Origin of the sequence: Polaribacter cellanae (assembly GCF_017569185.1) — a bacterium.
Taxonomy (GTDB): Bacteria; Bacteroidota; Bacteroidia; order Flavobacteriales; family Flavobacteriaceae; genus Polaribacter; species Polaribacter cellanae.
The window spans coordinates 760,477-786,623 of sequence record NZ_CP071869.1 but is presented as its reverse complement, the minus strand read 5'-3'; the positions used below and the strand labels follow the sequence as shown (position 1 = coordinate 786,623).

At 29.6% G+C, this 26,147-nt stretch carries 26 protein-coding genes; 14 read left to right on the top strand and 12 right to left on the bottom strand.

All coding sequences use genetic code 11. The annotated features are described in order from the left end of the window. Position 1 precedes the first annotated feature (1 nt). From J3359_RS03640 to J3359_RS03630, 3 genes are read left to right on the top strand one after another with little or no spacing between them, the layout of a single operon-like run. Positions 2-1,234 carry an ABC transporter permease gene (locus J3359_RS03640; protein WP_208080404.1) on the top strand — a complete coding sequence of 411 codons (1,233 nt, stop codon included), beginning with the start codon at positions 2-4 and terminating at the stop codon, positions 1,232-1,234. Between the two features lie 2 nt (positions 1,235-1,236). Then, complete coding sequence (locus J3359_RS03635) at positions 1,237-2,481, top strand: ABC transporter permease (RefSeq protein WP_208079392.1); 1,245 nt, start codon at positions 1,237-1,239, stop codon at positions 2,479-2,481. 19 nt (positions 2,482-2,500) lie between these two features. Next, positions 2,501-3,613 (top strand): efflux RND transporter periplasmic adaptor subunit, encoded by a 1,113-nt coding sequence (locus J3359_RS03630; protein WP_208079391.1) that lies wholly within the window; start codon positions 2,501-2,503, stop codon positions 3,611-3,613. Positions 3,614-3,779: 166 nt separating this feature from the next. Here J3359_RS03630 and J3359_RS03625 read toward each other — a convergent pair whose 3' ends face one another. Beyond that, on the bottom strand, positions 3,780-4,595 hold the full coding sequence (locus J3359_RS03625; protein ID WP_208079390.1) for a DUF1853 family protein: 816 nt from the start codon (positions 4,593-4,595) through the stop codon (positions 3,780-3,782). 218 nt (positions 4,596-4,813) lie between these two features. On the opposite strand from J3359_RS03625, the gene J3359_RS03620 reads away from it, so the two are divergent. Beyond that, positions 4,814-5,488: a DUF2461 domain-containing protein gene (locus J3359_RS03620; RefSeq protein ID WP_208079389.1), complete on the top strand. Its 675-nt coding sequence runs from the start codon at positions 4,814-4,816 to the stop codon at positions 5,486-5,488. Positions 5,489-5,537: 49 nt separating this feature from the next. On the opposite strand, the gene J3359_RS03615 is transcribed toward J3359_RS03620, so the two are convergent. Next, on the bottom strand, positions 5,538-6,104 hold the full coding sequence (locus tag J3359_RS03615; RefSeq protein ID WP_208079388.1) for a TetR/AcrR family transcriptional regulator: 567 nt from the start codon (positions 6,102-6,104) through the stop codon (positions 5,538-5,540). A 123-nt stretch (positions 6,105-6,227) separates the two neighbouring features. Continuing rightward, entirely contained in the window at positions 6,228-7,565 is a 1,338-nt protein-coding gene (locus J3359_RS03610; RefSeq protein ID WP_208079387.1) for an MATE family efflux transporter, read from the bottom strand. Between the two features lie 103 nt (positions 7,566-7,668). Here J3359_RS03610 and J3359_RS03605 point away from each other — a divergent pair, with 103 nt between their 5' ends. From J3359_RS03605 to J3359_RS03590, 4 genes are all read left to right on the top strand, one after another. After that, positions 7,669-8,064 (top strand): acyl-CoA thioesterase, encoded by a 396-nt coding sequence (locus J3359_RS03605; protein WP_208079386.1) that lies wholly within the window; start codon positions 7,669-7,671, stop codon positions 8,062-8,064. A gap of 430 nt (positions 8,065-8,494) precedes the next feature. Then, positions 8,495-9,613, top strand: coding sequence for a DEAD/DEAH box helicase (locus tag J3359_RS03600; protein ID WP_208079385.1), 1,119 nt, complete (start codon positions 8,495-8,497; stop codon positions 9,611-9,613). Then, positions 9,614-10,240 carry a trimeric intracellular cation channel family protein gene (locus tag J3359_RS03595; RefSeq protein WP_208079384.1) on the top strand — a complete coding sequence of 209 codons (627 nt, stop codon included), beginning with the start codon at positions 9,614-9,616 and terminating at the stop codon, positions 10,238-10,240. Between the two features lie 3 nt (positions 10,241-10,243). Beyond that, positions 10,244-10,711 carry a MaoC family dehydratase gene (locus J3359_RS03590; protein ID WP_208079383.1) on the top strand — a complete coding sequence of 156 codons (468 nt, stop codon included), beginning with the start codon at positions 10,244-10,246 and terminating at the stop codon, positions 10,709-10,711. A 150-nt stretch (positions 10,712-10,861) separates the two neighbouring features. Here J3359_RS03590 and J3359_RS03585 read toward each other — a convergent pair whose 3' ends face one another. Together J3359_RS03585 and J3359_RS03580 are read right to left on the bottom strand one after the other, a co-directional pair. After that, complete coding sequence (locus tag J3359_RS03585) at positions 10,862-11,371, bottom strand: hypothetical protein (RefSeq protein ID WP_208079382.1); 510 nt, start codon at positions 11,369-11,371, stop codon at positions 10,862-10,864. A 253-nt stretch (positions 11,372-11,624) separates the two neighbouring features. Further along, a complete protein-coding gene (locus J3359_RS03580; protein ID WP_208079381.1) occupies positions 11,625-12,044 on the bottom strand; it encodes a hypothetical protein in 420 nt (139 codons plus the stop codon). A gap of 242 nt (positions 12,045-12,286) precedes the next feature. Between J3359_RS03580 and J3359_RS03575 the strand changes: the two genes are divergently transcribed. Together J3359_RS03575 and J3359_RS03570 are read left to right on the top strand one after the other, a co-directional pair. Continuing rightward, the gene (locus J3359_RS03575) at positions 12,287-12,544 is read left to right on the top strand and encodes a hypothetical protein (RefSeq protein ID WP_208079380.1); all 258 of its coding nucleotides are present in this window, start codon (positions 12,287-12,289) and stop codon (positions 12,542-12,544) included. A gap of 67 nt (positions 12,545-12,611) precedes the next feature. Beyond that, the gene (locus tag J3359_RS03570) at positions 12,612-12,812 is read left to right on the top strand and encodes a helix-turn-helix transcriptional regulator (protein WP_208079379.1); all 201 of its coding nucleotides are present in this window, start codon (positions 12,612-12,614) and stop codon (positions 12,810-12,812) included. A 418-nt stretch (positions 12,813-13,230) separates the two neighbouring features. Here the strand turns inward: J3359_RS03570 and J3359_RS03565 are convergent, their stop codons facing one another. From J3359_RS03565 to J3359_RS03550, 4 genes are read right to left on the bottom strand one after another with little or no spacing between them, the layout of a single operon-like run. Beyond that, positions 13,231-14,628: a TolC family protein gene (locus tag J3359_RS03565; RefSeq protein WP_208079378.1), complete on the bottom strand. Its 1,398-nt coding sequence runs from the start codon at positions 14,626-14,628 to the stop codon at positions 13,231-13,233. A gap of 5 nt (positions 14,629-14,633) precedes the next feature. Further along, entirely contained in the window at positions 14,634-15,992 is a 1,359-nt protein-coding gene (locus J3359_RS03560; RefSeq protein ID WP_208079377.1) for an HlyD family secretion protein, read from the bottom strand. A gap of 2 nt (positions 15,993-15,994) precedes the next feature. Next, a complete protein-coding gene (locus J3359_RS03555; protein ID WP_208079376.1) occupies positions 15,995-17,662 on the bottom strand; it encodes a peptidase domain-containing ABC transporter in 1,668 nt (555 codons plus the stop codon). Between the two features lie 2 nt (positions 17,663-17,664). Continuing rightward, a complete protein-coding gene (locus J3359_RS03550; RefSeq protein ID WP_208079375.1) occupies positions 17,665-18,336 on the bottom strand; it encodes a TetR/AcrR family transcriptional regulator in 672 nt (223 codons plus the stop codon). Positions 18,337-18,754: 418 nt separating this feature from the next. Here J3359_RS03550 and J3359_RS03545 point away from each other — a divergent pair, with 418 nt between their 5' ends. Continuing rightward, positions 18,755-19,207: a cold-shock protein gene (locus tag J3359_RS03545; RefSeq protein WP_208079374.1), complete on the top strand. Its 453-nt coding sequence runs from the start codon at positions 18,755-18,757 to the stop codon at positions 19,205-19,207. 282 nt (positions 19,208-19,489) lie between these two features. On the opposite strand, the gene aroB is transcribed toward J3359_RS03545, so the two are convergent. Continuing rightward, a complete protein-coding gene (gene aroB, locus J3359_RS03540; protein WP_208079373.1) occupies positions 19,490-20,548 on the bottom strand; it encodes a 3-dehydroquinate synthase in 1,059 nt (352 codons plus the stop codon). A gap of 86 nt (positions 20,549-20,634) precedes the next feature. Here aroB and J3359_RS03535 point away from each other — a divergent pair, with 86 nt between their 5' ends. The 3 genes from J3359_RS03535 to typA all read left to right on the top strand — a co-directional run bounded on the left by J3359_RS03535 (position 20,635) and on the right by typA (position 24,164). After that, positions 20,635-21,798: a proline dehydrogenase family protein gene (locus tag J3359_RS03535; protein ID WP_208079372.1), complete on the top strand. Its 1,164-nt coding sequence runs from the start codon at positions 20,635-20,637 to the stop codon at positions 21,796-21,798. Beyond that, entirely contained in the window at positions 21,798-22,091 is a 294-nt protein-coding gene (locus J3359_RS03530; protein WP_208079371.1) for an LETM1 domain-containing protein, read from the top strand. Before J3359_RS03535 ends, J3359_RS03530 begins: the two co-directional genes overlap by 1 nt. A 300-nt stretch (positions 22,092-22,391) precedes the next feature. Further along, the gene (gene typA / locus J3359_RS03525; RefSeq protein ID WP_208079370.1) at positions 22,392-24,164 is read left to right on the top strand and encodes a translational GTPase TypA; all 1,773 of its coding nucleotides are present in this window, start codon (positions 22,392-22,394) and stop codon (positions 24,162-24,164) included. Between the two features lie 237 nt (positions 24,165-24,401). Here typA and J3359_RS03520 read toward each other — a convergent pair whose 3' ends face one another. Continuing rightward, the gene (locus tag J3359_RS03520) at positions 24,402-24,716 is read right to left on the bottom strand and encodes a hypothetical protein (protein WP_243765979.1); all 315 of its coding nucleotides are present in this window, start codon (positions 24,714-24,716) and stop codon (positions 24,402-24,404) included. A 183-nt stretch (positions 24,717-24,899) separates the two neighbouring features. Beyond that, the gene (locus J3359_RS03515) at positions 24,900-25,916 is read right to left on the bottom strand and encodes an RHS repeat-associated core domain-containing protein (RefSeq protein ID WP_243765978.1); all 1,017 of its coding nucleotides are present in this window, start codon (positions 25,914-25,916) and stop codon (positions 24,900-24,902) included. Positions 25,917-26,147: the final 231 nt, after the last annotated feature.

The window sequence follows — 26,147 nt, the reverse complement described above, 5'->3', positions numbered from 1 at the left end:
TATGTTTGATTTAGATCGCTGGAGAGAAATTTTTCAAAGTATTAATAAAAACAGGTTACGTTCTGTAATGTCTGGTTTTACTGTTGCTTTTGCAATTTTACTTTTTACACTATTATTTGGAGTTGCAAATGGGCTTGGTAATTTTTTTAAAGGAGCTTTTGCAGATGACGCACAAAACTCTATGTTTGTAAGAGTTTGGAAAACTTCGAAACCCTATAAAGGTTTGCAAACAGGTAGAAGAGTTCAACTAAGAAACGACGATTATAATTTTGTTGCAGACGAGTATGAAGATAAAATACAATATCAATCTGCAAGAATCTACAAAAATTTTAGTATAAAATATAAAAGTGAAGCTAATACTTATAATGTTAGAGCTGTAAATCCAGATCATCAATTTTTAGAGAAAACAATTATAGACGATGGCCGCTATTTAAACGAAAGAGATTTAAAAGAGAAATCGAAAGTTTTGGTAATTGGTCGATTGATTAAAAAAGATTTATTTGGAGAAAAAGTTGCCTTAGGAAAAAGAGTAAATGTAAATGGAAGTTCTTTTTTAATTATTGGTGTTTTTTCTGATGAAGGAGGAGATAATGAAGAAAGAATTGCATATATGCCTGTAACTACAGCACAAAGTATGTATGGAAATAACGATTACATTAGTCAAATAAACCTAGGATATAACCCCAATTTAAGTACAGATGCAGCCATTGCTTTCGGTAATAAAATGGAGCGAGATTTACGAAAAAGATTAGACATTCATCCAGATGACCAAAGTGCTTTATCCGTAAGAAATATGGCAGAAGCTAATAAATTTATTAGTACTGTAATGCTTGCTTTAACTTTTATTATTGGTTTTATAGGTTCAGGAACCCTAATCGCTGGAATTATTGGTATTTCTAATATTATGATTTTTGTAATAAAAGAAAGAACCAAAGAATTTGGAATTAGAAAAGCACTGGGAGCAAAACCAGCTTCTATAGTTGGTATGGTTGTTCAAGAATCGGTTTTAATTACCACACTTGCAGGGTATGCAGGTCTAACCTTAGGAACCTATATATTAAGTTTAGTAGGCAATAGTTTAGAAGAAGATTATTTTATTAAAGACCCAAGTGTAGGTTCTGGAACTGTAATTGGTGCAACTGTTATTTTAATAATATCAGGATTAATAGCTGGTTATCTTCCAGCAAAAAGAGCTGCAAATATTAAACCTATAGAAGCATTAAGAGCAGATTAAATATGAAATTTTTATTCGATTCAGATACTTGGCAAGAAATTTACGGAAGCATTCGTAAAAACAAAGTAAGAACAGCAATTACTATAATTGGTGTTTTATGGGGTATCTTTCTCTTAGTGGTTTTATTGGGAGCAGCAAGAGGTTTAGAAAATAGTTTTAATAAACTCTTTGGAAATTTCGCAACCAATAGTGTTTTTGTTTGGACGCAATCTACAGATACACCTTTTAAAGGATTCCAAGAAGGAAGAAGGTTTAGTTTAACAATGAATGATATTGAGGTTCTAAAATCGGAATATTCAACTGAAATAAAATTATTAGCACCAAGAAATCAAACAAATAATTTAATAATTAAAGATTTTAAGTCTGGAGATTTTAAAGTAAGTGGAGACTATCCTGTTTTAGACCAAATTCAAAAAAAGCAATTAATATATGGTCGTTTCATAAACGGAAATGATATTTTAAATAAGGCAAAAGTTGCTGTAATATCAGAAGATATGTACAAGCAGTTGTTCGATAAAGACGAAATGCCAATTGGGCAATACATAAAAATTAATGCGATTGGTTATCAGGTTATTGGAGTCTATAAACCCTCCAATACCATAGATTTTGATGGAGACTGTGCCTATATACCTTTTACGACTTTTAAAAAAGTATACAACACTGCAAATAAAGTCGATTGGATGATGATTACCGCCAATGAAGGCACCAATATCGAGCAAATGGAAAAAGATGTACTTTTAACTTTAAAAGGACTTCATAAAGTACATCCAGATGACGAAAGAGCTTTTGGCAGCGCAAATTTAGGAAAAGAAATAGGCAAAGTAACTGGCTTTTTAGTTGGAATGCAGTTTTTAACATGGTTTGTAGGAATTGCTACATTAATTGCTGGAGTTTTCGCGATTGGAAATATACTTTTAATTACCGTAAAAGAACGTACCAAAGAAATTGGAATTCGAAGAGCCTTAGGAGCAACCCCCAAAAGTATAAGACAACAAATTATATTAGAATCTGTATTTCTAACAACCATTGCAGGAATGTTAGGGATTATTTTCGGAAGTTTTATATTATTTTTAATAGATTGGAAACTTGGCCAAGGAGAAGATGCAACTTTAATAAACCCAACAGTTAACATTCCAATTATTTTAATAGCATTTGCCACTTTAATTGTGTTAGGAACTTTAATCGGTTTAATACCTGCACACATGGCAACAGTAGTAAAACCAATAGAAGCATTAAGAGAAGAATAAAATCAATTAACAACAAATCATGAGTAAGAGATCAAAAATTATTTTAGGTATTATAGCAATATTGTTTATTGCAGCACTTATTTGGTTCGGAAAAAAGAACCAAAAAAGTATTGTAGAATACGAAACTGAAACTCCATTTAGAACTACAATTGTAAAAAAAACAGTAGCTACTGGAAAAGTAACACCTTTAGAGGAAATTGAAATTAAACCACAAATAACAGGTATTATCGATAAGATTATGTTGTTAGAAGGTTCTAAAGTTAAAAAAGGAGATCTAATTGCAACTGTAAGAGTTGTACCTAATGAGCAATCTTTAATTAGTGCAAGAGGTAGAGTAGATAATGCGAAATTAAGGTTAAATAATGCTCAAATTTCTTATAAAAGAACCAAAAACCTTTTCGATAAAGGTGTAATTGCAAGATCTGAATTCGAAGGCGTAGAATTAACTTACAATCAAGCGAAGCAAGATTTAAAAAATGCACAAAACGATTACCAAATTATAAAAAGAGGCTCTGCAGGATCTGGAGGTTCTGCAAACACAAACATTGTAGCACAAATGTCTGGTACAATTTTAGAAATTCCTGTAAAAGAAGGAGATCAAGTAATTCAATCGAACAACTTTAATGCAGGTACAACAATTGCATCGATTGCAGACATGAGTAAAATGATTTTCGAAGGAAAAGTAGACGAATCTGAAGTTGGTAAATTGGTAAAAGGATCTGATATTGAAGTTTCAATTGGCGCGATTGAAGGAAAGAAATTTCCAGCAAAATTAAATTTTATTGCACCTAAAGGAACAGAAGAAGGTGGTGCTGTACAATTTAAAATTAAAGCAGATGTTTCTTTAGACGATAAATTTTTTATTAGAGCTGGTTACAGTGCCAATGCAGATATTGTTCTAGAAAAAAAAGACAGTGTTTTATCTATAAAAGAGGCTTTATTAAGGTTCGATAAAAAAACAGAAGAGCCTTATGTAGAAGTAAAACAGGCTGATGATACTTATAAAAAAGTAACTGTTAAATTAGGAACTTCAGATGGCGTAAATGTGGAGGTTTTAGAAGGAGTTACAGAAGAAGATCAAATAAAAATTTGGAACAAAGCTTCAAAAGATTCTAAAAAGAAAGATAATTAGTTCTAAGAATTAATTGATTTTATAACAAAGGAATTTCATTCGTGAAATTCCTTTTTTTTAATTTTGACATAAGACATAAGACATAAGACATAAGACATAAGACATAAGACATAAGACCAGTTTTTATCCTATTAAGTGATCTTAAGTCATAAAATCATCAGTCATTTTAACTCCACCAAACCAAAAAGAACTTTTCCATTTCTCCATTTGTTTTTTTAAGCCAACAGAGTGGAGCAAATTGTCTTTCTAAATACTCAGTAGAATTTTTTTTAAAATCCTTAAAATTGAGCCATTTTATATTTGTATGAGGAATTAGCAACCAATCTTTTTTATGGGGAATGTAAAATTTACAGTCTTTAAATTGATATAATTCTTTTGTATTGCTATAAAACCCAGCAATGCAATTATTGTTTAGTTGTTTTAAGTTGATATTTCTATCTGAAAAAGGAACAAATAATTGTGCTTTAAAATAAACTTGCTGTTCTATTTCATTAGGTTTTAAGTTGATCGTTTTCAAAAAAGATGCACATTCATTAGAGTAGAGCAGTGGCAATTGCTTTTCTTTGAGTTTTGTAAGTTTTTCTATTAAAGAATCTTTTCTATTCGGACCAATAAAATGGTTAATTTCTGAAGTTCCAATAGAAGCATCATATAAGTAGAATTTATAAATAACTTCTAAATGAATTGGTTTACCATCTTTTAGAAGAATACAATCCAATTCACCTAAAGTTCTTTTTTCTTGTTGAATTTGGATGTTTTCTGCAAGAATTTCAATGTTTTTTTCTTGAGCGATTTGGAAAGAAACAAAACGTTCTATATATTTTCCAAGCCGTAATTTTTCATTGATTTCAATATTTATTTTTACAGATGTATTTTCAATATAAAATTGATTTAAACCATAAATAACTTTATTATTCCACAAACCATTTGTTTGTAGAAAACCATCATATCTATTCTGAATTTTTGTTGTTTTTTCGTGCATTAATTATTGATATGAACCTAACAAAGTTACAGCATTAAAACTTTACAATTCTTGAATTTTAAAATACCATCCAATTATTTTTTATAAATTAACAAACTAAAAAATTGTTAGATTTTTTAAAATCTACATAATCTGTGAAATCTGTGTCTTTTTTACTTTTTTTTCAATCTATTTTCTATATAAATATTCGTAAATTTAACATCTAAAATTTTTGTAAAATGCAAATCGAAAAATCTACGCTCCAATATTTAGAAAATTTAAAAAAGAACAACGACAGAGATTGGTTTGCAGAACATAAAGAAACCTATTTAAAAGCACAACAAAATACTAAGGATGTATTTGCAGAAATCCATCTAAATCTTCAAAAACACGACGAAATAGAGACATCTAAAATGATGCGTATTTATAGAGATGTTCGTTTTTCTAAAGACAAAACTCCTTACAAAGCACATTTTGCAAATTCCTATTCGAGATTAGGAAAAGAATTAAGAGGTGGTTATTTTCTAAGGATTAGACCAGGAGAGTCTTTTTTAGCGGGCGGATTTTGGGAACCGAGTAAAGAAGATTTATTCCGAATTCGTAAAGAAATTGAATTAGATGCTTCCGAAATAAAAGACATTTTAGAAGAGAAGAATTACAAAAAACATTTTGGTGGAAAATTCGAAAGTTTTAGCGAATTAAAAACAGCTCCAAGAGGTTTTGATAAGGAACATCCAGATGTAGATTTGTTACGTAAAAAAGGATTTATTGCCACTAAAAATTTTACAGATAAAGAAGTGTTGTCTCCTAATTTTGTGCAAGAAGTAGACAAAAGTTTTAGAGCTTTACGTCCGTTTTTTAATTTATTTAGCGATATTTTAACGACAAATTTAAACGGAGAACGAATTATTTAAATTTTAAAATTAATATATATTTAGAACGATTGTTTCAGTTTTAAACAACTTATTCTATCACAGAAATTATGTCGTAAATTACATTTTGTAGCTTATAATCATTTTCAGGGAAGCTTTTCATTATTTGCAAACCTTGGTAAGAAGTTAATAAGTAATTTGCATACTGTTTACTGGATTTACTGTTGTTTATAGAACCCAAACCTTGCCCTCTTTTTACAATATCTTCAAATAAATCTACAAAATATGCTTGTTGGTTATCAATCAATCTACTAATTTTGGGTTCTTTATTTTTAATTTCAGAAATATAATTCGGAATTAAATAACCATTAATACTTTTATTAATAGAGAGTTCTAAAATTTGTCGAACTGATTTTAACGGATTGGTAGACGCCATTATTATTTTTTGAATGTCTCTTCTGTATTTTGTTTCGCAAGAATCAAAACACGCTATAAACAATTCTAATTTACTGCCAAACGTATTGTAAATACTAGACCTGTTTAGGGTACTCGCTTCAACAATGTCTTGCATAGAAGTTGCACAATAACCTTTTGAATGAAAAAGTGTGGTAACTTTATTCAAAATTTTCACTTTATTAAAAGATGTGTTTTTTGACATAGGTTTGAAACAATCATTTCAAAATTAATAATTAGTTTAATTTACTAAATTAGTCATAAATTTAACTTAAAACACAAAAAGAAAACTATTTTATTAAAAGGATATTAACAAAAAGAAGAAAATCTATTGGAGATTTTTATCCACTTCACTTTTTAAAACGATAATCGTAATAATTGTAGATAACGTATCTGCAATTGGAAAAGACCACCAAACTCCATTTACACCATAATACATAGGTAAAAAATAAGCCAATGGAATCAAGAAAATTCCCTGTTTTAAAAGTGTTAAAAATAATGCTGGCATTGCTTTTCCTGCGGCTTGAAAATAGGCAGCTCCAATTAATTGCATCGTTACAATGGGTGTGACTAAAAATACGATGAGCATTGCGTTTGGAGTTTTGTCTAACAATGTTGTATCGTTGGTAAAAATCCAGATAATTTGTTCTTTAAAAATAACAATTCCAATAAAAATAATTGTTCCTATAATAGAACCAAAATAAATAGACTTTTTAATAGTTTCTTTAACTCTGTCGTTTTTTTCTGCCCCAATATTAAAACCAGCAACTGGTAAAAATCCTTGAGAAACTCCTAAAACTGGCGATAATGCAAACATCATTACTCTGTTTATAATCCCGAAAACCGCTATAGAAATTTCGCCTCCATATATAAAAAGAGAGTAGTTTAAAACAATCATTAAAATGCTAATTGCGCCTTGTCTTACGACAGAAACTCCACCTAATTCAACAATTTCTCGTACAATTTTAAAATCTAATTTAAAGTTTTTCGGAATTATTTTTAATTCACTTTTAGACGATAAAAAGAAATACAAAATATATAAGCCACAACTGGCATAAGATAAAGAAGTAGCCAAACCCGCTCCATACATTCCCCAATCGAAAACTTTTATAAATAATATGTCTAAAACCACATTTAAAACTGCTGGAACCATCATTGCATACATCGCAAATTTTGGTTTTCCTTCGGCACGAATTACTGGATTTCCCATCATTGCAAACGCTAAAAAAGGAACTCCATAAATAATTACACCAAAATATTCGGATGCAATTGGTAAAATAGCTCCTTTTGCGCCAAATAAATTCAAAATAGGAACGCTAAAAATGTTTCCAAGAGTTACAAAAAGAATGGCAAGTATAACAGTTAAACAAATCTGGTTTCCAAACGTTAAAAAAGCTTTTTCAGGTTTATTTGCACCTAAAGCTCTAGATATGATAGAACTTCCTCCAATTCCAATTCCCATTCCAATGGAAGAAATTAAAAATGCAATAGGTAAAACCACAGTAATTGCTGCAATTGCCAAAACACCAATCCATTGTCCTACAAAAATGGTGTCTACAATCATATTTAAAGACATTACAAGAATTCCAATGGTTGCAGGAACTGCTTGTTTAATCAATAATTTGCTAATTTTTTCGGTGCCTAAGTCGCTTGCTAATTTATTCATAAGAGAGTGCAAAGAACGTAATTATAAACTGTTTTATCTAAATTGAAACATCAATTATTATTATATGCTTATTAAAATTTCTAAGTTTGCAAAAAATTGAAGTATGAAGTCTGTTTTTGAATATAAATTAAAAGTAACATCAAAAGATTTAGACGATTTAAATCATGTAAACAATGTGGTGTATGTAAAATGGATGGATACTGTCGCTTTTGAACATTGGTCTTTTTTAACCAAAGAAAATCCTTTGCAACAATATATTTGGGTAGTTCTAAAACACGAAATAGAATATTTAAAACAAGCAGTTTTGGATGATGAAATTACTGTTAAAACCTGGGTAGGAGAGACCAGAGGTTTTAAATCGGAACGTTTGATGGAGTTTTATAAAGGTGAAGAATTATTGGTAAAAGCAAAAACGGTTTGGGGAATGTTGGATGTTAAGACTTATAAACCTGTAAGAATTCGAGAAGAAGTTTTGGGGGTTTTGTATGCTGAAAAGTAGATACTTATTTCTCTAATTACACAAAAACTGGGTATTTAAAAAGGTGACTCAGATTTCACGGATTTTTAGGATTTTGACTGTTGATAGTTTGTGTGTTAAAAAAATAGATATGATTTTTTTTAATTGCTCAAAACTGTATGCTAAAAAAGTGACACGGATTTCACTAATTTTTAAAATCTAATTGTTTTTTTCTCCTGCAAGGTCTTTTTTGACCTTGTAGGTTTAAATGTATAAATTGATACAAATAGTCCTAAATAAATACCTACAAAGTTTTTTAAACCTTGTAGAAAACTCGTGAATTTGTGGCAAAAAAATTTCTTAAAACATTAGATCTTATAAAAGATATAATTTTATTCGTGTAAATTTGTGAAATCTGTGTCTTTAAATTTTAATAAAAGTATCTTTGCAAAATATATTAGAAAGATTTATTATGTCTACATTTTTAGAGTTAGGAATTAAGAAAGAATACCTTCAAGGATTAAAAGAATTGGGAATTAAAGTCCCTTCAGAAATTCAAGAAAAAGCAATTCCTATTTTATTAAATTCAAAAACCGATTTTGTAGGTTTGGCACAAACAGGAACTGGTAAAACTGCTGCTTTTGGTTTGCCAATCTTACATGCCATTGATGCAGATAAAGATGAAATTCAGGCTCTAATTTTATCTCCTACAAGAGAACTGGTGCAACAAATAAAAAAGCAACTTTTTAAATATACAAAATACTGTAGCGAAAAAATCTTTTTGGAAGCTGTTTTTGGTGGCGAAAAGATTGATATTCAAATTGGGAAATTAAAAAGAAAAACCCATGTTGTAATTGCAACTCCTGGAAGATTAGTCGATTTAATTGAACGTGGAGAAATAGATATTAGCAATATAAAAACCTTGGTTCTAGATGAAGCAGATGAAATGCTTTCTATGGGTTTTAAACAAGATTTAAACCGAATTTTAAAGTTTACCACTGGAGAAAGAAATACATGGCTTTTTTCTGCAACAATGCCAGATGAAATTCAGCGAATTATTAAAACCTATATGGATTCTAACGCTCCAAGAGTAGAAATTAACAGAAACTCTTTGGTAAACGAAAATATTAGACACCAATATGTTAGAACTTCAATCAAACAAAAAACAAACGATATTATTTCTTATATCGAAAAAAGAGGAACAGAAAGAGGAATTATTTTCTGTAGAACAAAATTAGGTGTTCAGAATTTATACAATCAATTAAAAGAGGAAGGTTTTTCTGTGGCTGCTTTGGAAGGAGATATGCAACAAAGAGACCGCGAAAAAGCAATGAGAGCTTTTAAAAATGAAAGTGTGCAATATTTAATTTCTACAGATGTTTCTGCCAGAGGAATAGATGTACGAGGTTTAGAGTTTATCATTCATCATCAATTACCAGAACAGTTAGAATATTATACACATAGAAGTGGTAGAACAGCCAGAGCTGGAAAAACCGGAAATTCAATTGCGTTTATTCTACCAAGTGAATTGGAAAGAATCCACGAAATTCAGAAAGATTTAAACATAAAATTTACAGAACTTAAAGTTTAAATGAGTGTAATTTACGTATTAGATATTTTAGGAACTTTTGCATTTGCTGTTAGTGGTGCTTTGGTTGCTTTAGATAAAAAACTCGATATTTTTGGGGTAATTATTATCGCTTTTGTTACTGCTGTTGGTGGTGGTATGTTGCGTGACGTTTTAATAAACGCACATCCAATAAACTGGATTGGGGATTTAAATTATTTATACACCATTTTTACAGCTGTACTATTTACTTTTTTGTTTAAAAGTAAAATTGCGTATTTAAGCAAAACCATGTTTTTGTTTGATACTGTTGGTTTGGGCGTGTTTACCTTATTGGGTTTAGAAAAAGGACTTTCCTATAATCTTCACCCAATTATTGCGTTAATTATGGGAATGACTTCTGCAGTTTTTGGTGGTGTTTTAAGAGATGTTTTAACGAATAAAGTACCTTTAATTTTCGAGAAAGAAATATATGCATCTGCATGTTTAGCGGGTGGAATTATTTATTTGTTAGTTTATCAATTTACGATAATCCCAGAAAATATAAACTTTATAATTTCTGCTTCTGTAGTTATAATTATTCGAGCTGTTGCTGTAAAATTTAACTTGGAATTACCTAAAATTAAAGACGATTTATTTACTAAAAGTTAGTGTATGAAACCATTAGAATTTGAAAACTTTAAGGAGTTTAAAGCTATGATTGGTAAACAGTTACCAGTTGGAAATTGGTATACAGTTACACAAGAAATGATTAACGATTTTGCAAACGCAACGTTAGATAAACAGTGGATTCATGTAGATGAAAACAGAGCTAAAACAGCATCTCCTTTTAAAAGTACAATCGCACACGGATTTATGTCTGTTGCAATGATTTCTAAATTATTAGAAGATTTATTTTTAATAAAAAATATAAAAATGGGCTTAAATTATGGGCTGAATAAAGTCCGTTTTCCAAACCCTGTTCCTGTAAATAGTCAATTAAGAATGTTGGCTGAAGTAAAAGAAATTGAAGATTTAGAAAATAACGGAATTAAAATAACGTTTTCTTGCTTGATAGAAATTAAAGGACAAGAAAAGCCAGCCTGTGTTGCTGAGTTTTTGTGTGTTTTGTATGAGTTTTAAACCACATTTAAGTGTAAAATATGATGATAGTGTTTTGCACCTAAAGGTATAAGTATTTTAGGGGAAATAGCGTTTTTACTTTGAAGAAAAAAAATCTCTGTAAGAAAAATTCTTACAGAGATTTTATACAGAATTTAAAAATTTACGAATTTAAAAGTGGTACGCAAAACCAATTAAACCTTGAAAAAAGTTACTAGCTTTAGCAGTATCTGTAGAAGTATTAAATCTTATGGTTGGCTCTATGCTTAAATTATCTGTAAGAAACAAAGCATAACCACCTTGAATACCAACCCAATTTACGCTGTTATTTTTAGCAGAAGCTCCTGTAAAATCTACACCAACAGGAAATTGATTTGCAATATAATATTTTGCACCAACTTTGTAGTTAAAAACATTTTGATCAGAGCCTAAAGATGTATATCCTAACCCTACCTTAATACCTAAATTGTCAAGAACAAAATAAGATCCTTCTGCACCAACTGACCAAGCAGTATTTCCATTACTGGTTGATAAAGAAAAACCTGTTGCGCCTACAGAATTTGCTCCAGTATTAATTTCAACTTGAAATTGCCCTTTTTTAATAGCTCCATGATCTTTTTGAGCATTTGCACTAACAATTGTAAATAGTACAACTGTTAAAGATAAAAATAATTTTTTCATAATAAAATATTTCTTTTTTGTTTCTACAAATGTACTTTTTTTGAAAGATAAAAGCAATAAAATTATTTTTATTTAGCGAATCGTTTTAAATAGATTCTTGAATATCAATAATTTACAACAAGAATATTGTTTTTAAACCACCTGATTGTTAAATAATTACAACAAAGGTTTAAATTACCTCAGTATGAAAGACGTAATAATGTAAATTCTTTTTTACATTTTTTTATCATAGAGAAATTAAAAAAGGCTTGTTTTACTTTAAAATACCATCTGCAATACATTTCTTAGAGTACCAAATTAGGCAAATACATATTATAATTATCATTATTGGCATTACAATGCTTAACGTATCTAGGGTTGTTAGAAGGTAAATTTGTTGAATTGTAGCACAAATTCCAGAAATAAAAAATAAATAATAGGCCATTTTTTTTCTTGCAAGAAAGAGAATACATCCTAAGAATCCTCCAAAAACAGCAAGCGCAAAGAGTGCTGTTAACCAAGCTGGGTGTTCTATTAAAAATTCTGCTTGTTGTTGTTCAGGTAATTTTGCAATCATTTCTTCTGTTGCAAAAGCTTGGTATAAATAAGCGCTTACACCCATAAGATTCCATAAAAGTGCAAGTACACCAATTATCCAAAAAGTTGTACTTGGTTTGTTCGTTTTTGTTGTCATAATAAAAAGGTTTTGTTAATTGATTTCAATAAAAGTAATAAAAAAACTTGTGAAATTACAAAATGTAAACTATACTTGTCTTTATGTAAAATAAACATATCTAATTGTAAAACAAATAAAATGTCGAAACAAACCATTTTGTGAAAGAGAAAGAAGTTATATCGAGAAAATGAACAAATTCCAATTATCTCATAAACTTAAAAAGGTAGGATATTATTTTACTTTTTGGAGTTTTTATTTTAATGATTGTTCAAAAACTTTTTGAAGAGCCTTCTTGGGTAAAACCAGCATTAAGAGGTTTTATACTTTTTGGAATGTTATTAATTTCTATTTCCAAAGATAAAATTGAAGATGAATTTATAGAAAGTTTAAGGTCTCAATCTTATAGAATTGCTTTTATATTGGGTATTTTATACTCATTATTACAACCTTTTATAAATTATGGAGTAGATTTACTTTTCGATAAAAATGGAACAATGGAGAGTTTTAGTTATTTTTAAGTATTGTTTTATATGTTAGTTGTTCAATTAATGGTTTTTTGGCAATTAAAAAGAATGAATAAATAAGATGAAAAATACCCTAAAAGTACAACGTGCCATTTTAGATTTAACGCAAGAAGATTTGGCTAAAAAGATGGGGGTTTCTAGACAAACCATTAATTCTATTGAGAAGAATAGGTATGTTCCATCTACTGTTTTGGCTTTAAAATTGTCGAATATTTTTAAAATTCCAGTGAATGATTTTTTTACATTAGAAGATGAAGATTAATTTTTAAACGCAAAGTCGCAAAAGTTTTTTTAAGTGAAATTTTTACCCAGAACTTTGAATATTGAACTTTAAACTTTGAGCATATTTTAACGTAAAACTTCCACAGAGAATTTTAAATATCGAACATATTTTCGTGCAAAGATTTACTTTGATTTCTATGTGATTAGTTTTAAACGCAAAGACGCAAAGACGCAAAGTCGCAGAGTCTTTTACGCAAAACTTCTACCCAGAACTTTAAACTTTTTCACATTGAACATCCCTGGTTATTTTCGTGTAAAGATTGACTTTGTTTTCTTTGATATCTATCTGATTAATTTTTAAACGCAAAGTCGCAAAGACGCAAAAGTTTTTTTAGTGAAATTTTTACCCAGAACTTTGAATATTGAACATTGAACATGTATTTCGAATAAATAAACCGTTAAAAAACTTTAATTACTGCTTCTTTAAACAAAGTCGCTTTCGATTTAAAGAAAGAATTTTCTAAGCTAATCGCTTTTAATTTAGAGTCGATATATTTTTCTTCTCTGTAATTCACTAAAAAAAGTGAGCTTTCTCCTAAGAAGAACTTGCGTTCTTCAGCTTTTAACAAAACCTCGTAATCTCTTACAATATTTGCTGTAAAATTACTCTGAATTATAAATGAATTAAGTTCTTGCTGAATGGCATCAATCTTATTTTTAATAACCACTTTTGCAGTTTCGCTTTCTAGTTTTTTGTCTTGTAATTTAATTTTGGAAAGCTTTAAATCTCCACGCTCTTTTCTTATAAATAAAGGCATACTAAAATTGATTCCTGCTTTGTAATTATTGTTGTTAAACGAATTTATTTGATTTCCATTTTGAGAAATAAAATTGTATTGCAAGTCTATTTTTGGTAATAGATTGTTCATTTTTAAACGCCTGTCTATGTCTAAACTTTTAATCTTAAATTCTAAAGACTTTATCTTAGGATGATTTTCTATGTCAAAATTTTCATTATTAAAAAGCGCAATATTAAAGGTTTTGTCAATTGTATTAAAAGTATTCAAATCCGGAATTATATTTTCTTTCAATTCAATTGGAGTGTTTTCATTCAACCATAAAAAATTAGACAATTCTAAAGACGCTTTTATTAATTTAATACGTGCTTTTTCTAAATTTAATTTTCTTGTATTTAAGGTAATTCCTGCTTCTAAGGTGTCTATTGCAGGTTTTTCACCTTCTTGGAAAGCTCTTTTTGTTCCTTTAAAACGAATTTTTGCATTGTTTAAAAAATCGTCGTAAACTCTTTTTTCATTATAGGTTTTTAACCAATTAAAATAAGCGAGAGACGCATCGTATAAAATATTGTTTACCATTATTTGTTGGTCTTCTTTTGCCTGTTCTAAAAAATACTTTGCTTGTTTTAAAGAGGCCATTCTTTGGTTAGTTAATAAACCTCTTGCTAAAGAAACCGAAACTCCTGCACTGTATAAACCATCTAAAGGAACGTTGTTTTCAGGATTCAAAAACACGCCATCATTTTTTTCGAAATTGGCTTTAAATTCAACTCCATACCAAGTTGGTATTTTAAATGCGCCATTTAATTTGTTGTAATATTCTTTTTCTTTAAATTGTTTTTTAGCAAAATCTACTTCAATTTTAGGATCGAAAGAACCTCTTGCTTTTAGCAATTTAGCTTCACTATTATTTAGAATTAAATTTGCCTGTTTAACAATTGGATGATACATTTTTACATAGCCCAAATATTCAGAAAGTGTCATTACAGAAACGGTTTCTTCCTGTGCTTTTAAAGATGAAAATGAAACGACAAATAAAAATATAATTAATTTTCTCATCTAAATTATTTTTTAGAATTCGATTTATATTTTCCTGCATTTTTTGGTTGATAATAGTTAGGAGGAAAGCTGTTTAGCTGTCTCCATAATTCATACCAAATTTGCACATCTTCTAGCAATGCAATGGTTCTTGCTCCAGAACCTACTCTTATCGCTTCTGGCCAAGTATGGTCTTTTTCATCTGGCGCTAATAAAACTCTGTATTTTCCATTATCGCTAATAAAATTTTCAATCGCAACCACTTTTGCACCATACGTTCCGTAAGAAACATTAGGCCAACCAGAAAAAACAATTGCTGGCCAACCATCAAACTGTACACGTACTTTTTCTCCAATATGCAACAAAGGTAAATCTATTGGTTTTACATAGGTTTCGACAGCTAAATCGTACTTTTCTGGCATAATTCCCACCAAAGATTCTCCTTCTTTAAAAGTACCTCCAATACCGCCTTTTATGGCTTTATTAATATAGCCATTGTGTGGAGCTGTAATATATAAAAGACTATTTCTTACTCTGTAATTGCTATTGCTGTTTTCCAATTTAGAAACTTGTGCTTTTGCATCGAAACCACTAGATTGAGCAGTGTACATATCGCTTTGAGCCTTGGAAATTTTATCAGTATATGTCGCGCCAATTCTTGTTAGTTCTAACTTTGCATTTAAAACCTCGTTTTTACTCGCTAATAATTTATTTTCTTGTGCAATTAATTTCGCCTGAGTTTCCTGTAATTTTAAACGTTTTTGCTCGACATCTACGACTGCTTTTAAGCCTTCTTTTTGTAAGGTTTCTGTTCGGTTAAACTGTTTTTGGGCAATGTTTAAATTTGTTTTTGCAGCTTCAAAGGAAATACTATCACTTTGTACTTTTAAATGAGCTTGTAATAATTTGTTTTTTGTTTGCTTCAACTTTAAACTACGTTCTTGTTTTAATGCTTCAACCTGTCTTTGCAAAGCTTTTACTTTTCCTTGATACGCATTTACAGATGATGTTTTTGCACTAATTTGCTCATTGGTTCTTTCAATTAAACGATTATCGAAATACTCGCTTTTAATTTCAGAAATTCTAAGAATGGTATCTCCTTTTTTTACATAATCTCCTTCACGAACAAACCATTGTTCAATTCTACCAGGAATTTGCGATTGAATAGATTGTGGTCTTTGATCTGGGGTTAAAGTGGTTACAATACCTTGCCCAGATATATTTTGTGTCCAAGGCAAAAACAATACAACAAAACCTATAATAGCAAAGGCTAACAAGAATTTATTAAATGCTTTATAATATTCTTTGGAAAAAATTTCTTTACCAGATTTAAACTGTTTTAAATCTACTTTTTTATTTAACTGATTGTTAGAAATGTTTAACATAATTAGTTTTTTATAGATTTAATTTCTCCTTTTTCTAGTGTAACTATTTGGTTACATTGGGTTCTCCAACTTTTTTTACTACTCACTACAATTAATGCCCAAGGTCTTTTACTATCTGTTAAATAACTAATAATTTTCTTAGTTTCATCTAAATTAAATTGATCTAAAGGATCTTCTAAAATCATAATTTTTGGTTGCTTAATAATTGCTCTCGCTAAAATTATTTTTTTAGCAATTGTAAAAGACATTTGTTTTCCTTCTGGGTAAATAATAGTGTCTAATCCATTGGGTTGTTCTTTTAAAAACTGATTCAGCCCAACAGTATCCAAAGCTTCAAAAATTATTCTTTCTTCTATTTCTGGATTTCCAAAAACCAAATTATCTTTAATTGTACCTTCGAAAGGCGTTTCATCTGAAAGAGATAAACCCAATTGAGAACGATAATGGTTTAATTGTAAGCTGCTTAACGACAAATTGTTGATGTAAATATTTCCAGAAGTTGGCTCGATAACTCCAGATAATAATCGTAATAAACTCGATTTTCCTGCACCACTTTCTCCCATTACTAAAATTCTACTTTTAGGATTTAATGTTAAAGAAATATCTTTTAAAATACGTTTTTGTCTGTTTTCGACACTGTAAGAAACTTCGTCTAATTCTACAGTTAAACCGTTTTTAAATAAAGGTTTTTCTCCTTCTTGTGGCTCTAATTCCTTATCTACTACTTGCCCAATTTTTTCAATAGAAGTTAAAACGTCGTAAAAAGACTCTAAGCCAATAATTAACTTTTCTACAGAAGCAATTACCAATAAAATAATAATTTCTGCAGCGACAAATTGCCCGATATTCATTTCTTGATTTAGTACCAAAGCACCACCAATTAACAATAAACTTGCAGTTACAATTGCTTTGAAACCAATCATTTGAGAGAACTGAAGAATTAGAATTTTAAAGTGTTTCTCACGAGCGTCTAAATATTTGTTTACTAATAAATCGTTCTTTTTTAATGCCAAACTTGTGTTTCCAGAAAGTTTAAAACTTACGATTGTTCTAGCCACTTCTTGAATCCAATGTGCAACTTTATACTTGTTTTTAGACTCTAAAAGACTGGTTTCTAAACCTCTTTGTGCTGTAAATTTAAAAACCACATAGATTAAAAGCAATAATAAAATACCAAATATGATAAAAAATGGATGATAAAACGATAATAGAATCAATGCAAAAATAATTTGTAATAATGCTGTTGGTACATCAATTAGTATTTTTGATAATCCTTTTTGAATTGTTAATGTATCGAAAAATCTGTTTGCCAATTCTGGTGGATAATATTTAAGTAATTCATTCATTTTAATTTTTGGAAAACGATAACTTAATTCGAAAGATGCTCTTGTAAAAATTCGTTGCTGTATCGTTTCTATAATTCTTAACTGCATTAATTGCAATGCTCCAGAAAATACAACTCCAATAGTTACTAAAACAACTAATACTATCCAAGATGTAGAAATTTGAGCTCCTTGTATTAAATTGATAATCGCCTGTATTCCTAAGGGTAATGAAAGCGCAACAATTCCACCAAAAATTGCATAATAAAAGATTTGAAAAATATCTCTTTTTTCTAATTTTAAGAGTCCTATAAATCGTTTCCAAGGTGTTAATTGATTATTTTCCATATTTACTGTAAAGCAGTTTTAGCTAAATGAACAAAAAATTTCGTGGGTGTGTTATTTTTTTTAGAATTGGTAATTGATGGAAAATGTTCTTGCAAAAAATGCTGATGCAAACCACCTTCTAAAATTGTACTTGCCAAACTTAAACCAAATTTATAGTCGGGTTTAACAGCCAATATCATTTCGTTTAAACGAGAAATAAGTCTTTTGTAAATTTCGAAGTACCCTTCTTTGTTTTTATAATCTACTTCTTTGGTTAAAAAAGATTTAGAACTTTCATTTACAATAATTTTGTATAGAATTGGTTCGTTAATGTGAGAGTATTTACTATCGTCTTTTACAGTTTCTGTTACTGTTACAATAGCTTTTTCTAACTTTTGTTCAGTATTAGAAATACTAAAAGTTTCTAAAACTAATTTATATTCTAACCAAGCCCAATACCAAGAAGAAAGATAGAGTAGTAGTTTGTGTTTGCTTTCGAAATATCTGTAAATAGAACTCTCATTGGATCCAATTTTAGCTCCTAACTTTTTAAATGTAAAGCTTTCAAAACCAATTTTGTTAATTAATAAAATACTATGTTCTACAATTCGCCTTCCTAAATCGGATGTTTCTGGGTCTTTGATATAAATTTTATCAGGAACAGAAATTTTTAAAACAGATAATAAATTTTTCATAGTAAAAATATTTGATTGCAAATATAATAGTAATACTATTGAAAAAGAAAATAATACTAATAAATTAATGATTTATTAACATTATTTAGTTTCCAAGCATAAGAAAAGATTTTTAGTTTTACAAAACTTGTAATGATTGTATATGGTTATACCAAAAGAACTTTGTGTTTTACAATTGTATAGTTTAAAGATGCATTTTGCATATACTAAAAAAAGTAGGTGTGTTTTCTATTTTTTAAATAATTACAAAAATTAAAATATCTACCAAAGCTTTATTTTGAAAAAAATTAAATTTGTACTATCTTTGTAATGTGTAGAGAATATCTCCTTGATAATATTTTGTTGTTTAAAGTAGATTTTTTTTTGAATTTATTTTCAACTTACACAAATTCTTAATAAAAAATCTATTTAAAATTTAATGGCAAAATCGCAACAAACATTTAGTAAAAGTGAAAAAGAAAAGAAACGTTTAAAAAAGCGTTTAGATAAGCAGAAGAAGATGGAGGCTAGAAAAGCCGAAAAAGAAGAAAATGGGTCTACTGGAATTCAGTTTGCCTATGTAGATCATAATGGAAATTTAACAGATACTCCACCAGATCCAGAATTAAAAGTAGAAGTTGAGTTAGAAGACATAGAAATTTCTGTAACTAAAAAAGAAGATTTACCAGAAGAAGATCCTGTTAGAAAAGGAAAAGTATCTTTTTTTGACACTTCTAAAGGTTTCGGTTTTATTATCGATACAGAAAATAACGAAAAATACTTTACGCACGTAAGTGGTTTAATTGATGAAATTGGAGAAAACGATAAAGTTTCATTCGAATTAGAGAAAGGAATGCGTGGTATGAATGCTGTTAAAGTGAAGAGAATTTAACTGAAAATAAATTTTGAGAGCTTGTTTAAAATAAATGAAAAGAACTCGTTTTTAGCAAGCAACATAAAAAAGGAGAATTAATTTTAAATTAATTCTCCTTTTTTATTTGATATATTCCAATTATTTTTCAATTTTGTCATAAGTCATAAGTCATAAGTCATAAGTCATAAGTCATAAGTCATAAGTCATAAGTCATAAGTCATAAGTCATAAGTCATAAGTCATAAGTCATAAGTCATAAGTCATAAGTCATAAGTCATAAGTTATAAGTCATAAGTTATTTTTAAGAATTATAAAACTCCATACTCTCCACAATTAGCTCTTCAGAAACTTTACAGTCTAATTTATGGTTTTCATAGTCATTTAAAAGCACGAAATTTACCTGTCCATTTATGTTTTTCTTATCGTGTTTTAATAATTCCATAATTTTAGCGAAATCTTCTTTTAAAAGATGTACTTTATCATAAATAGACAAAACAACCTCTTTAATTTCGTTTAATTTTTCTTCAGGAAAATTTAAAAGTTTGTTAGAAATATAACTTTCACACACCATACCAATAGCAATAGATTCGCCATGAGTTAGGTTTTCTTTATCTTCGGATTCTAGGTAAAAAGACTCAATTGCATGTCCAATGGTATGTCCGAAATTTAATATTTTACGTAAGTTTTTTTCTTTAGGATCTTGTAAAACAACTTCATTTTTAATTTCAATAGATCTAAATATTAAATCTTTGATATGTAGTCCTTTATTTCTCTTTATTTCATTAAATAGTTTAGCATCATAAGTAACGCCATATTTAATAATTTCTGCCATTCCAGATTTTATTTCTCGCTCTGTAACTGTTGTTAAAAAATCCACATCAACCAAAACCAATTCTGGGTTCGAAAATAACCCAATTTGGTTTTTTAAAACACCTAAATCTACACCAGTTTTTCCACCAACAGAAGCATCAACCATAGATAACAATGTAGTTGGAATGTTAACAAAATCGATTCCACGTTTAAAACAAGAAGCTACAAAACCACCTAAATCTGTAATAACACCACCACCTAAAGTAATTAATAAACTCTTACGATCTCCACCAAGTTCGGTAATTGCATTCCAAACACCAATACAGGTTTCTATATTTTTATTGATTTCTCCAGATTCGATTTCTATCACTTCAATTTTCTTATTTGTAGCTAAATTTGATATAAATTTCGGATAACAGTGCTCAAAAGTATTCTCATCAACCAAAATAAAGAGTGTAGAGTAATTGTTTTTAGAAATTAAATTAGAGATTTTTTTATATGCTTTATCCTGAAAATGAACAGGATAGTTAATTGCTTGTATGGATTTCATTTTATAAATATTAAAGATGCAAATTAAGTAGAAATTATTGAATTATTTGTAGTCTTAAACTATCTTTGTTCTATAAATATTACTGAATGAAACTTTTCGATAATACAAAAGTAGCTTTTGCTTTAAAAACAGATTCTCAATTAGAACGTGCTTATTTTCTTTTTAAAATGATTCAAAGTCAGCCAATGGTTAAAATTGGTAGTGTAATAACCAACTTTGCTTTAAAGGCACATTTGCCCATAGAAGGTTTAATTCGTTCTACTGTTTTCGATCATTTTTGTGGTGGAGTAACAGAAGAAGATTGCTTGCCAATTATCGATAATATGTATAATAATGGTAGTGTACATAGTGTTTTAGACTATTCTGTAGAAGGGCAAGATAAAGAGGTTAGTTTCGATGGTGCTTTAGAAAAAATTTTAAAAATTGTAAATTTTTGTGAAGAAAGGAATTCCATTCCATATGCCGTTTTTAAACCAACTGGATTTGGGCGTTTTGCATTATATCAAAAAATATCTGAAGAAAAAGAACTTACACAAGAAGAGCAAGCAGAGTGGGAGAGAGTAATTAATCGCTATCATAAAGTGTGTAAAGCGGCTGTAAAAAAAGATGTACCTTTATTAATAGATGCAGAAGAAAGTTGGATGCAAAAAGCGGCAGACGATCTTATCGAAGATTTAATGGAAATTTATAATAAAGAAAAGGCAATTGTTTTTAATACACTTCAAATGTATAGACACGATCGTTTGGAATATTTAAAAGACTTACACCAAAAAGCACATCAAAAAGGATTTCATATTGGTATGAAAGTTGTTCGTGGCGCTTATATGGAAAAAGAAAGAGAAAGAGCAGAGGAAAAAGGATATCCATCTCCAATTTGCGAAAATAAAGCAGCAACAGATATCAATTACGATAAAGCCATCGAATATATGATGGAGCACAAAAAAATGGCACTTTTCGCAGGAACTCATAACGAAGAAAGTTCCTATTTAGTAATGGATTTAGCAACCAAATTCGCAATAAAAAAAGACGACAAAAGGCTTTGGTTTGGTCAGTTATTTGGTATGAGCGATCATATTAGTTATAATTTGGCCGACCAAGGATACAATGTTGCAAAATACCTTCCATTTGGTCCTGTAAGAGATGTTATGCCTTATCTAATAAGACGTGCAGAAGAAAATACTTCGGTTGCAGGACAAACAAGTAGAGAGCTAAATTTAATTAAAACAGAAAGAAAACGTAGGAAATTATAATGAAAACTGTAGAAGAAATTAAAATTTTACTACACAAAAATAAATTGAGGTTACACCAAGAGTTACTTCAGAGTAAAGAAGCGATGGCTTTAATTAAAAAAGCGACACATACACAATTAACAGTAGAAGAGAAGTTAAAAATACGAATTCAAATGTTAGATATTTGTAAAGCAATACCAGCTTTAACCGTATTTTTGCTTCCTGGTGGCGCATTATTATTGCCACTTTTAATAAAATTAATTCCAGATATTTTACCATCTGCATTTAGAGATCTTCCAGATAATAAGGTATAATTTGGGCGTTTCTTAAAGGTTACATTTAGAGCTTTATTAAAGGTAGTAAAAAGGCTTTAAATCTTTATTTGTAGATTACTTTGTGCTTTTGTTTCTTTCGAAACTTCGAGACACTTATGTACATTTTTACAAGCTTAATCTATTATTTAGAAACTTAGCTTTTTATAAAAAATCTTTTAAATTGTTGTCAAACAACAATCATTTCTATAAATCAAAAATTACAATAAAAAAATAAATTGGTAGAAATCGTTTAAATTATTTAGAAACAACTACTTTTGCACGAAATTTAAGAAAGTACAAATGCACGAAATTAGAAACATCGCAATTATTGCTCACGTAGATCACGGAAAAACAACTTTGGTAGATAAAATAATAGACCAAGCAAAAGTTTTAGACGAACGTAAAGAACGTACAGATTTATTGTTAGATAATAACGATTTAGAGCGTGAAAGAGGAATTACAATTCTCTCTAAAAACGTTTCTGTTACCTATAAAAACACAAAAATTAATGTTATAGATACTCCTGGTCACGCCGATTTTGGTGGAGAAGTAGAACGAGTATTAAAAATGGCAGATGGTGTTTTGTTATTAGTAGATGCATTCGAAGGGCCAATGCCACAAACTCGTTTTGTATTAGGTAAAGCTTTAGAATTAGGTTTAACACCAATTGTGGTTGTTAACAAAGTAGATAAAGAAAACTGTACACCAGATATCGTTCACGAAAAAGTATTTGATTTAATGTTCGCTTTAGAAGCAACTGAAGAACAATTAGATTTTACAACTATTTATGGTTCTGCAAAGAATAATTGGATGTCTACAGATTGGAAAAACGAAACAGATAACATCGTTCCATTATTAGATGCTGTTATCGAATCGATTCCAGCAACAAAATACAACGAAGGAACACCACAAATGCAAATTACTTCTTTAGATTTTTCTTCTTTTACAGGAAGAATTGCTATTGGACGAGTGTTTAGAGGAGATTTAGAAGCAGGTAAAGATTACATGTTATGTAAGGCAGATGGTTCTACCAAAAAAGTTAGAATTAAAGAATTACACGTATTCGAAGGAATGGGTAAAGCTCAAGTAAACAAAGTTCCTTGTGGAGATATTTGTGCAATTACTGGTGTAGAAGGTTTCGAAATTGGAGATACAATTGCAGATTTAGAAAATCCAGAAGCATTACCAAGAACAGAGATCGACCAACCTACCATGAGTATGTTATTTACAATTAATAACTCTCCATTTTTTGGTAAAGAAGGTAAATACGTAACATCTCGTCACTTAAGAGACAGGCTGTTTAAAGAATTAGAGAAAAACTTAGCATTAAGGGTAGAAACTACAGATTCTGAAGATAAATTTAACGTTTTTGGACGTGGAGTGCTACACTTATCTGTATTAATCGAAACAATGCGTAGAGAAGGATATGAATTACAAGTGGGAAGACCACAAGTAATTTTAAAAGAAATCGATGGTAAGAAACACGAGCCAATGGAAACATTGTCTATCGATGTTCCTGAAGAAGCAGCTTCTAAAGCAATTAATTTAGTTTCTCTTAGAAAAGGAGATTTACTAATTATGGAGCCAAAAGGAGATTTACAGCATTTAGAATTTTCGATTCCTTCTCGTGGATTAATTGGTTTAAGAAACAGAATTTTAACAGCAACAGCTGGTACAGCAATTATAAACCATCGTTTTTCTGAATACGGACCTTACAAAGGAGACTTTACAGAAGATGTAAAAGGAGCAATTGTTTCTTCTGCAGCTGGTAAAGCAACTGCGTACGCATTAAACCGTTTACAAGATAGAGGTCGTTTCTTTATAGATATCAATCAAGAAATTTATATTGGTCAAGTAATTGGAGAAAATAGTAAGGACTCAGACTTAGCTGTAAACTTAATTAAAGGAAAACAATTAACAAATATGCGTAAATCTGGTACAGACGATGCTATGAAAATTGCACCAAAAGTAGATTTTTCTTTGGAAGAAAATATGGAATATATTAAAGAAGACGAGTATTTAGAAGTTACTCCAGAAAGTTTACGAATGCGTAAAATAAACTTTAAAGGATAAGAAATAGTTGCAATTTCTTAATATTGATTGCTTCAGAATATTGGTAATTAAATAATTATAAATATATAAAGCTCTAGTTTTAAAACTTGAGCTTTTTTAATATAAATTTAAATTCTGCTCGAAATTCACAATACATGGTTATGTTTTAAATTACTGATAAACAAAATTTTACACCTGTTAGTATCTCGACTATAAGATAATTAAAACTTCCCTATTATATAACTCAAAAAATATTTTTCACCAACTTAACCTAAAAAACTTATCTTCTTTTAAATCTTTCACATTTAAAGTATCAATCCAATAAAAAGGAACAGCAGGTCTTGTATCTCTGTAAAAACGAATACTATAATTTCCTTTTTCATTGGTTTTAAAACTAATAATGCCTTTATCATCAGTTCTTAGTGTATGAATCAAAATAAAGCTTCTCATTGAAAATAGAGGGTTTTTCACCTTTAAAACCTCAACTCTTAAGTTTTTCCTAGGTTGATTGTTAGTAGCCTCTATAGCTTGAATTTTTACTTCTATTGCTCCTTTTTTAGATACACATGACATAAAACAAATGCTTAGTAAAATAAATACTATTACTATATTTTTATATTTCATAATTAAAAACTATTATAAGAATTATAAAGTGGATCACTTAAACTGAACCTAATAATGTTTAAATGCGTTACATTTTTTAATCCAGTATAATTTACATTATAAGCTCCTCCTCCTTTAATTGGGCTACCCCAATTATGGATTCTTACCCCACCAACCTAATATTCCACCAGTTCTCGGGTTTCTTTGATAAAAATTAAGAACTTTGCCAACCCTATGTTTTAACTTAAAAGTACCACTCCATAAATGATGTGGATCAAAAGTAACTAATCTACTGACATAAATTCCAGCGTTACCTAAGCTGTTGACGATACTAATAGCTACATTTCCTCCTCGACTATAACCATAAATTTCTATGCTTTTACCATTGTGATTATTTTTTACATAATCTAAAGCCTTACCTTCTTCGTAAAATTCAAACATCTTACCCCCTTTATTTTCAACATATTTTTTTAAAGTACTGCCATCACCACTTCCTTCGCCTCCAGCTCCATATATTCCAACAACCAATCTTTTTGCTTTTTGAACAGCATTTTTAACCATATGCATCACATGATTTAAAGAAGTACTAATCGCCCCATTTCTAAAGCCATCCCAAAACTTACCACCAGCGATAACACTGCCAATACCACCAGAAAGAGAACCTGCTGTAATGGTACCTGCGGCTTTCCAAAAGTTGTTAGCACCTACACGTTCTAGACCTTTTAAAGCATAATGCCCAATCGCAGAACCAACAGCACCAGCAGCAAAGCCACTAAAATAGTCACCACCCATAGCCAAAGACATCATTCCACCTAAATGCCCATGAGCTACAGCTTGTACACCTACTTTAAGAATACCTTTGAGCCCTTTTACAGCATTACCTATTGCTTTAGCAAACACACCACCAATAGCGCCAGTTAAAGCAGCCAAACCTGCCCCTTGAAAGAAAGGTCTTCCCTCTATTACATTTATAATTCCATTGGTAGCTACACTAATTAATGCCCCAATTAATGCCGCTACTATAAACTCCCCACTTTTATCAGTAAATTTTAACGGATTATTCCAAACATACCCATATCTATTAAAACTTTGCGTACTAAATGGTTCTTGTATATAATTATCAGGCGATAAAAAACGCCCTAGTTTGGCATCGTACATACGACCATTCATATGTATTAAACCAACACTTATAAAATGTTCGTGCCCTGTATAGCCTCTGTTTAATAAGGTAGTATTGCTTGTAAAAGCTACCTCGCTATTGCCGGTTTTAAATTTATCTACATCGCCCCAAGCACCAAATTGGCGTTGCTTTTATGTTAAAGAACGTTTGTTAAATATACTATTTTTTTTAAAAGTAGCTATTCCGTTTATAGGTATCTTTGTGTTACAAGAAACCAACTC

What these genes read in the sequence shown, in the direction of transcription:
- J3359_RS03640 (WP_208080404.1), top strand. Translation starts at nt 2, where the DNA reads ATGTTTGATTTAGATCGCTGGAGAGAAATTTTTCAAAGTATTAATAAA.
- J3359_RS03635 (WP_208079392.1), top strand. Translation starts at nt 1,237, where the DNA reads ATGAAATTTTTATTCGATTCAGATACTTGGCAAGAAATTTACGGAAGC.
- J3359_RS03630 (WP_208079391.1), top strand. Translation starts at nt 2,501, where the DNA reads ATGAGTAAGAGATCAAAAATTATTTTAGGTATTATAGCAATATTGTTT.
- J3359_RS03625 (WP_208079390.1), bottom strand. Translation starts at nt 4,595, where the DNA reads ATGCACGAAAAAACAACAAAAATTCAGAATAGATATGATGGTTTTCTA.
- J3359_RS03620 (WP_208079389.1), top strand. Translation starts at nt 4,814, where the DNA reads ATGCAAATCGAAAAATCTACGCTCCAATATTTAGAAAATTTAAAAAAG.
- J3359_RS03615 (WP_208079388.1), bottom strand. Translation starts at nt 6,104, where the DNA reads ATGTCAAAAAACACATCTTTTAATAAAGTGAAAATTTTGAATAAAGTT.
- J3359_RS03610 (WP_208079387.1), bottom strand. Translation starts at nt 7,565, where the DNA reads ATGAATAAATTAGCAAGCGACTTAGGCACCGAAAAAATTAGCAAATTA.
- J3359_RS03605 (WP_208079386.1), top strand. Translation starts at nt 7,669, where the DNA reads ATGAAGTCTGTTTTTGAATATAAATTAAAAGTAACATCAAAAGATTTA.
- J3359_RS03600 (WP_208079385.1), top strand. Translation starts at nt 8,495, where the DNA reads ATGTCTACATTTTTAGAGTTAGGAATTAAGAAAGAATACCTTCAAGGA.
- J3359_RS03595 (WP_208079384.1), top strand. Translation starts at nt 9,614, where the DNA reads ATGAGTGTAATTTACGTATTAGATATTTTAGGAACTTTTGCATTTGCT.
- J3359_RS03590 (WP_208079383.1), top strand. Translation starts at nt 10,244, where the DNA reads ATGAAACCATTAGAATTTGAAAACTTTAAGGAGTTTAAAGCTATGATT.
- J3359_RS03585 (WP_208079382.1), bottom strand. Translation starts at nt 11,371, where the DNA reads ATGAAAAAATTATTTTTATCTTTAACAGTTGTACTATTTACAATTGTT.
- J3359_RS03580 (WP_208079381.1), bottom strand. Translation starts at nt 12,044, where the DNA reads ATGACAACAAAAACGAACAAACCAAGTACAACTTTTTGGATAATTGGT.
- J3359_RS03575 (WP_208079380.1), top strand. Translation starts at nt 12,287, where the DNA reads ATGATTGTTCAAAAACTTTTTGAAGAGCCTTCTTGGGTAAAACCAGCA.
- J3359_RS03570 (WP_208079379.1), top strand. Translation starts at nt 12,612, where the DNA reads ATGAAAAATACCCTAAAAGTACAACGTGCCATTTTAGATTTAACGCAA.
- J3359_RS03565 (WP_208079378.1), bottom strand. Translation starts at nt 14,628, where the DNA reads ATGAGAAAATTAATTATATTTTTATTTGTCGTTTCATTTTCATCTTTA.
- J3359_RS03560 (WP_208079377.1), bottom strand. Translation starts at nt 15,992, where the DNA reads ATGTTAAACATTTCTAACAATCAGTTAAATAAAAAAGTAGATTTAAAA.
- J3359_RS03555 (WP_208079376.1), bottom strand. Translation starts at nt 17,662, where the DNA reads ATGGAAAATAATCAATTAACACCTTGGAAACGATTTATAGGACTCTTA.
- J3359_RS03550 (WP_208079375.1), bottom strand. Translation starts at nt 18,336, where the DNA reads ATGAAAAATTTATTATCTGTTTTAAAAATTTCTGTTCCTGATAAAATT.
- J3359_RS03545 (WP_208079374.1), top strand. Translation starts at nt 18,755, where the DNA reads ATGGCAAAATCGCAACAAACATTTAGTAAAAGTGAAAAAGAAAAGAAA.
- aroB (WP_208079373.1), bottom strand. Translation starts at nt 20,548, where the DNA reads ATGAAATCCATACAAGCAATTAACTATCCTGTTCATTTTCAGGATAAA.
- J3359_RS03535 (WP_208079372.1), top strand. Translation starts at nt 20,635, where the DNA reads ATGAAACTTTTCGATAATACAAAAGTAGCTTTTGCTTTAAAAACAGAT.
- J3359_RS03530 (WP_208079371.1), top strand. Translation starts at nt 21,798, where the DNA reads ATGAAAACTGTAGAAGAAATTAAAATTTTACTACACAAAAATAAATTG.
- typA (WP_208079370.1), top strand. Translation starts at nt 22,392, where the DNA reads ATGCACGAAATTAGAAACATCGCAATTATTGCTCACGTAGATCACGGA.
- J3359_RS03520 (WP_243765979.1), bottom strand. Translation starts at nt 24,716, where the DNA reads ATGTCATGTGTATCTAAAAAAGGAGCAATAGAAGTAAAAATTCAAGCT.
- J3359_RS03515 (WP_243765978.1), bottom strand. Translation starts at nt 25,916, where the DNA reads ATGAATGGTCGTATGTACGATGCCAAACTAGGGCGTTTTTTATCGCCT.